This window comes from Photobacterium kagoshimensis (assembly GCF_050337045.1).
Taxonomy (GTDB): domain Bacteria; phylum Pseudomonadota; class Gammaproteobacteria; order Enterobacterales; family Vibrionaceae; genus Photobacterium; species Photobacterium kagoshimensis.
The window spans coordinates 75,653-81,679 of record NZ_JAKJSO010000025.1 but is presented as its reverse complement, the minus strand read 5'-3'; the positions used below and the strand labels follow the sequence as shown (position 1 = coordinate 81,679).

Below are 6,027 nucleotides of genomic sequence, written 5' to 3'. Positions count from 1 at the left end.
GAGGCTATCACTGCTTATAAATAATGGTGCGCGCGGGAGGATTCGAACCTCCGACCGCCTGGTTCGTAGCCAGGTACTCTATCCAGCTGAGCTACGCGCGCTCCGGGTGTTGCTACAACGATAAMATTGAGGCTATCACTGCTTATAAATAATGGTGCGCGCGGGAGGATTCGAACCTCCGACCGCCTGGTTCGTAGCCAGGTACTCTATCCAGCTGAGCTACGCGCGCTCCGRGTGTTGCTACAACGATAACATGAGGCTATCACTGCTTATAAATAATGGTGCGCGCGGGAGGATTCGAACCTCCGACCGCCTGGTTCGTAGCCAGGTACTCTATCCAGCTGAGCTACGCGCGCTCCGGGTGTTACATTGTATCTTTTTACTAAGAAAGATACTGGTTGTTCATGTTATTAACCGTATTGATTAAATACCAGAAACAACGAAAGAATGGCGGTGAAGGAGGGATTCGAACCCTCGATACGGGATAAACCGTATACTCCCTTAGCAGGGGAGCGCCTTCAGCCTCTCGGCCACCTCACCACACAAATTCGATGGTGCGCGCGGGAGGATTCGAACCTCCGACCGCCTGGTTCGTAGCCAGGTACTCTATCCAGCTGAGCTACGCGCGCACTAATTTGTTTTACCACAATGAAAGGAATCAATCACACTTCATTGTCGTTTAAATTGTTAAAGAAAGAATGGTGCGCGCGGGAGGATTCGAACCTCCGACCGCCTGGTTCGTAGCCAGGTACTCTATCCAGCTGAGCTACGCGCGCTCCGTCGTTTCTTTGTTGCAACACCACTAAAAAGATAATGGCGGTGAAGGAGGGATTCGAACCCTCGATACGGGATAAACCGTATACTCCCTTAGCAGGGGAGCGCCTTCAGCCTCTCGGCCACCTCACCGTGTTGCGGGGGCTCATATTACTGCCAGCCAAAAATAAGTCAAACACTTTATCGAGAAAAACTGTCCATAAACTCACGTATGCGCAGTAAGTAACCAAGAAGGCACTTAATCGGACATTGTTGTGAGGTATCTAACTAATTTGTGTCTGATTTAGCAGTAGAATGATGGAGGAAGTATTTTCCGCCAGATACAAAAAAGGCCAGCAATCAATAGGCCGACCTTCCTCGAAATTAGAAGTTACCAGTATTTGGTGTTCCAGTTTCTTTTTCCGCTTGGATTCGCATGTAAATCTCTTCACGGTGTACAGAAACTTCTTTCGGTGCATTAACGCCGATGCGAACTTGGTTGCCTTTAACACCCAATACAGTGACAGTTACTTCGTCACCAATCATTAACGTCTCACCTACGCGACGAGTCAGAATTAGCATTCATGTGCTCCTTGAGTAATCTCTTCTATAAGTATTAACGAGCATTATCCAACAAATTTTACGACTTCGTAAATAGTTCCCACTCAAGAAACCGCTAGAAGTGATGGATTGCCCAAAAGTTCCTGATTCACAACAAACTGACTATGAATAACTTCAACAGCGGTTTGATGGTCAGTTTCATTGATTAACAACGAAACGCAATCAGTCATTTGCTTGTTATGATGCACCTGAATATTCGTGTTGCCTAACGTTGTGACGACGGCTTCTGCAACCGTTACAACATCATCACCAACCATTGACAGGGTCGATACATCACTAATATGGCGCATTTTATTATCAAACACTAGCCGTAGCCGTGCTAAATCATCATTAGCGACAACAATTTGTGCACTCTGTACTGTATTTGCAACAACCCAAACCTGTAAACCAAACAGATCCACTTGTTGCTGAACATCAGCCAGCGGCGCATCAATATCAATTAGAGCTTGTTGACGCTGTAGCGCAATGCCCACCATCACTGGCGAGTACTGCGTTTCAAAGTTAACGAGCGTCCCCTCACCTTCTTCAAACGAAGAAAGTACTCTCAAAGGCACTTTATGCATACGCGCATATTCAACTGACTGTAATTGTAGCACTTTTGCACCACATGCAGCCATTGTTTGCATGTGATCAAAATGAATCTCTGGTAATCGAGTGGCTGAAGGCACGATTCGTGGGTCGGTCGTGTAGACCCCATCCACGTCCGTAAAGATCTGACATTCGTCAGCCTTCAGCGCGCTCGCAACCGCAACCGCAGTGGTATCAGAGCCACCGCGGCCTAGCGTCGTAATATTGTTATCGCTATCACGACCCTGAAAGCCAGCAACAATCACAATCTTTCCTTGATCGAGCTGACTTTCCAGTCTGTCTGTATCTATCGATATGATATTGGCATTATTAAATGCATTATCCGTTCGAATAGTGACTTGATCTGCTGTCATCGAAACAGCATTGAAGCCTCGTTTATTAATGGCCATCGCCAATAGCGCTATAGAGACTTGCTCACCAGCGGTGAGCAAAACATCTAATTCACGAGGTGTTGGTACCTCATCAATTTGTTTTGCTAAACCGAGCAGACGATTCGTCTCGCCTGACATTGCCGATAAAACAACGACTACCTTATGACCAAGCTGGCGTGTTTGAATCACACGCTCAGCCACCGCTTCAATACGTTCGATACTACCGACCGAAGTACCACCAAATTTCTGCACCAATAGTGCCACTTCACCTCTCCAGTTTTACAGTTTTTCAGCTAACCAAGGTGTTACAGACTCTAATGCTGCTGGCAATGCCGCGGCATCAGTGCCACCTGCTTGTGCCATATCAGGGCGACCGCCGCCCTTACCGCCAACTTGCTGCGCCACTAAGTTAACTAGTTCGCCCGCTTTTACTTTGCCGATAAGATCTTTGGTTACGCCAGCGATCAGACCTACCTTGTCGCCGCTTACATTACCAAGAACAACAACACCACTACCTAGCTGGTTTTTCAGTTCATCAACCATGCCACGTAGTGCTTTGTTATCCGCTCCATCTAATTTAGAAATTAACACTTTCACGCCGTTAATTTCTTGCGCTTGATTAATAAGACCCGCACCTTCTTGCGCTGCTAGCTTATCTTTCAGTTGCTGAATTTCTTTTTCTAGTTGCTTGCTATGAGCAACCAAGGCACCCACTTTGCTTGCCACTGACGCCGCGTCAGACTTCACAAGCGTTGCCGTTTCAGTCAGTAACGCTTCTTGTGCGTGAAGAGCCGCGATTGCACCCGCACCTGTTACCGCTTCAATACGACGAATGCCCGCAGCAATACCACCTTCAGATACAATCTTAAATAGACCGATATCACCCGTGTTTGCTGCGTGGATACCACCACAAAGCTCTGTAGAGAATTCACCCATGCTTAAGACACGAACTTCATCATCATATTTTTCGCCGAACAGTGCCATCGCACCTTTTTCTTTCGCCGATTCAATATCCATCACGTTTGTTTCGATAGTATTGTTTAGACGAATTTGTTCGTTTACAACACGCTCTACTTCACGTAGTTCTTCCGCTTTCACACCTTCTAGGTGAGAGAAGTCAAAACGCAGTGAGTCAGCTTTAACTAAAGACCCTTTCTGTGCAACGTGGTCACCCAGTAGGTTACGCAGTGCAGAGTGCAATAAGTGTGTTGCTGAGTGGTTTAAGCTGATCGCTTGACGACGCGCAGCGTCAACAATCGTGTTTACTTTGTCGCCAACTTTGATAGCACCTTCAGCCACTACGCCAGAATGGCCGATAGCATCGCTGAATTTCTGCGTATCTGCAACGTCAAACTTAACACCCGCAGCACTGATCACACCAGCATCGCCACATTGACCACCCGACTCTGCATAGAAAGATGTACTATCAAGTACAACAAGTGCTTCATCGCCAGCATTCACGCTATCAACAGCTTCGCCATCGCGGTAAAGTGCAACAACTTTGCCTTCACCTTGGGTTGCTGTGTAACCACAGAACTCTGTCGATGCATCCACTTTGATTGCACTATTGTAATCAACACCGAATGAACCCGCTTCACGAGCACGTTGACGCTGTGCTTCCATCGCTTCGTTAAAGCCATCTTCATCAATCGAATAGCCACGTTCACGCGCAACATCATTGGTTAGGTCAGCGGGGAAACCGTAAGTATCGTAAAGTTTAAAAACAGTTTCGCCGTCTAATACTTTGCCATCTAGGTTCTCTAGCGCTTCGTTTAAGATAGCTAGGCCACGATCAAGCGTACGGCCAAAGTTGTCTTCTTCGATTTTCAGTACTTTTTCAACAATCTCTTGCTGTTTCTTCAGCTCTTCACCGGCAGTACCCATGATTTCAGCTAAAGGACCTACAAGTTTGTAGAAGAATGCACCTTGTGCACCAAGCTTGTTACCGTGACGAACAGCACGACGAATAATACGACGAAGTACGTAACCACGGCCTTCATTTGAAGGCATTACGCCATCAACGATTAGGAAGGCACATGAACGAATGTGGTCAGCCACTACGCGTAGCGATTGGTTAGACAGATCATCGTGACCGATAACTTTCGCAGACTCTTTAATCAGCGTTTGGAAAATATCGATTTCGTAGTTTGAGTGAACGCCCTGCATGATAGCGGCAATACGCTCGATACCCATGCCTGTATCAACAGAAGGCTTAGGCAGCGGTTCCATTGTACCGTCAGCTTGACGGTTGAATTGCATGAATACGTTGTTCCAGATTTCGATGAAACGATCGCCATCTTCTTCTGGCGTACCAGGGCGGCCACCCCAAATGTGCTCACCGTGATCGTAGAAAATTTCAGTACAAGGACCACAAGGGCCAGTGTCACCCATCTGCCAGAAGTTATCTGACGCGTACGGTGCACCTTTATTATCACCAATGCGAACGATACGGTCGGCTGGAATACCCATTTGTTTATTCCAGATCTCGAACGCTTCATCATCGGTTTCATAGATAGTTACAAGCAGGCGATCTTCTGGCAATTTCAACGTAACCGTTAAAAACTCCCATGCGTATTTGATCGCATCTTGCTTGAAATAATCACCGAAGCTGAAGTTACCCAGCATTTCAAAAAACGTATGGTGACGTGCTGTAAAGCCAACATTCTCAAGGTCATTGTGTTTACCACCCGCACGTACACAACGCTGAGCAGTTGTCGCTCGTGTGTAGTTACGCTTTTCAAGACCTAGAAAAGTGTCTTTAAATTGGTTCATACCGGCATTAGTGAACAACAACGTTGGGTCGTTCGCAGGTACAAGCGAAGAGCTTTCCACAATTTGGTGGCCCTTGCTCTCAAAAAACGCAAGAAACGCACGGCGAATCTCATCAGTGCTCATGTACATTGGCAAATCCTGAATAAATGCTTTGTATTGATGACAGAATAATCACGTAAAGCGATTCCCTTGGCAGTATCTCGATCTACAGTTTGCTGCAAATCGTGCTAACACAAGGAGTCGAATCGCTCTAAGATAAATTTTTTGGGGGCTATTGTAAAACAACGGTGGCAGTAACTGGAAATGTTATGTTGCGAAAAACCGTAATAAAAGGTGGGATTCTTTAATATTCTTCATCTTGACCGAATGCATAAGCGATCTGGTCAAAATTAAAGCCGCGCGATTGCATAAAACGATAACGCTTTGCTTTTTCTTTCAGCGTATCTATCGGGGTTTGACCAAATTTACGGGCTGCAACATCACAGGCATGTTGATACCAATCGACTTCAGCGGCTTCCAGTACCTGATCCATGATACTGCTGTCGACCCCTTTTAGTGCCATTTCTTGTTGAATACGCAGTTCACCCCATCCTTTAGCAATACCGTTTCTCACCATAATACTGGCGTAACGCACATCGTTAAGCCAATTATAGTCTTGGCAAAAATGGATGGCTTTATCGACTTCTTCATCACTGTAACCTCGCGCTATCAACTTTTGCCGTAGCTCTTTTTCAGCGTGATCGCGGCGCGATAAATACCCAATAGCGGCTTCTTGTACCGACTTCTTCGGCTTGGTTATCCCTTTGCACTTGTTTGAAGCGTTCTCAGTCATCATTTAATCCAAATAAAACGGGCTCTGTATTTTCATACAGAGCCCGTCCTTAATTCATTTATCGCTGACTTGCGTCACAAGGTTACTGTT

The 6,027-nt window shown here is 46.2% G+C and carries 4 protein-coding genes and 7 tRNA genes; all 11 read right to left on the bottom strand.

What is annotated here, in order from left to right; genetic code table 11:
• Positions 1-24: 24 nt before the first annotated feature.
• A tRNA-Arg gene (locus L4C35_RS20755) sits at positions 25-101 on the bottom strand.
• A 51-nt stretch (positions 102-152) separates the two neighbouring features.
• Positions 153-229 (bottom strand) — tRNA-Arg (locus L4C35_RS20750).
• Positions 230-279: 50 nt separating this feature from the next.
• Positions 280-356, bottom strand: a tRNA-Arg gene (locus tag L4C35_RS20745).
• A gap of 92 nt (positions 357-448) precedes the next feature.
• Positions 449-540: transfer RNA gene (locus L4C35_RS20740), tRNA-Ser, on the bottom strand.
• 12 nt (positions 541-552) lie between these two features.
• A tRNA-Arg gene (locus L4C35_RS20735) sits at positions 553-629 on the bottom strand.
• A 70-nt stretch (positions 630-699) separates the two neighbouring features.
• Positions 700-776, bottom strand: a tRNA-Arg gene (locus L4C35_RS20730).
• A gap of 38 nt (positions 777-814) precedes the next feature.
• Positions 815-906 (bottom strand) — tRNA-Ser (locus L4C35_RS20725).
• A 231-nt stretch (positions 907-1,137) separates the two neighbouring features.
• Entirely contained in the window at positions 1,138-1,335 is a 198-nt protein-coding gene (gene csrA / locus L4C35_RS20720; protein ID WP_048900608.1) for a carbon storage regulator CsrA, read from the bottom strand.
• Positions 1,336-1,418: 83 nt separating this feature from the next.
• Positions 1,419-2,597, bottom strand: a complete 1,179-nt coding sequence (locus tag L4C35_RS20715) for an aspartate kinase (protein WP_428464683.1) — start codon at positions 2,595-2,597, stop codon at positions 1,419-1,421.
• A gap of 15 nt (positions 2,598-2,612) precedes the next feature.
• The gene (gene alaS / locus L4C35_RS20710) at positions 2,613-5,234 is read right to left on the bottom strand and encodes an alanine--tRNA ligase (RefSeq protein WP_428464682.1); all 2,622 of its coding nucleotides are present in this window, start codon (positions 5,232-5,234) and stop codon (positions 2,613-2,615) included.
• A gap of 214 nt (positions 5,235-5,448) precedes the next feature.
• The gene (recX, locus tag L4C35_RS20705; RefSeq protein ID WP_428464681.1) at positions 5,449-5,937 is read right to left on the bottom strand and encodes a recombination regulator RecX; all 489 of its coding nucleotides are present in this window, start codon (positions 5,935-5,937) and stop codon (positions 5,449-5,451) included.
• Between the last annotated feature and the right edge of the window lie 90 nt (positions 5,938-6,027).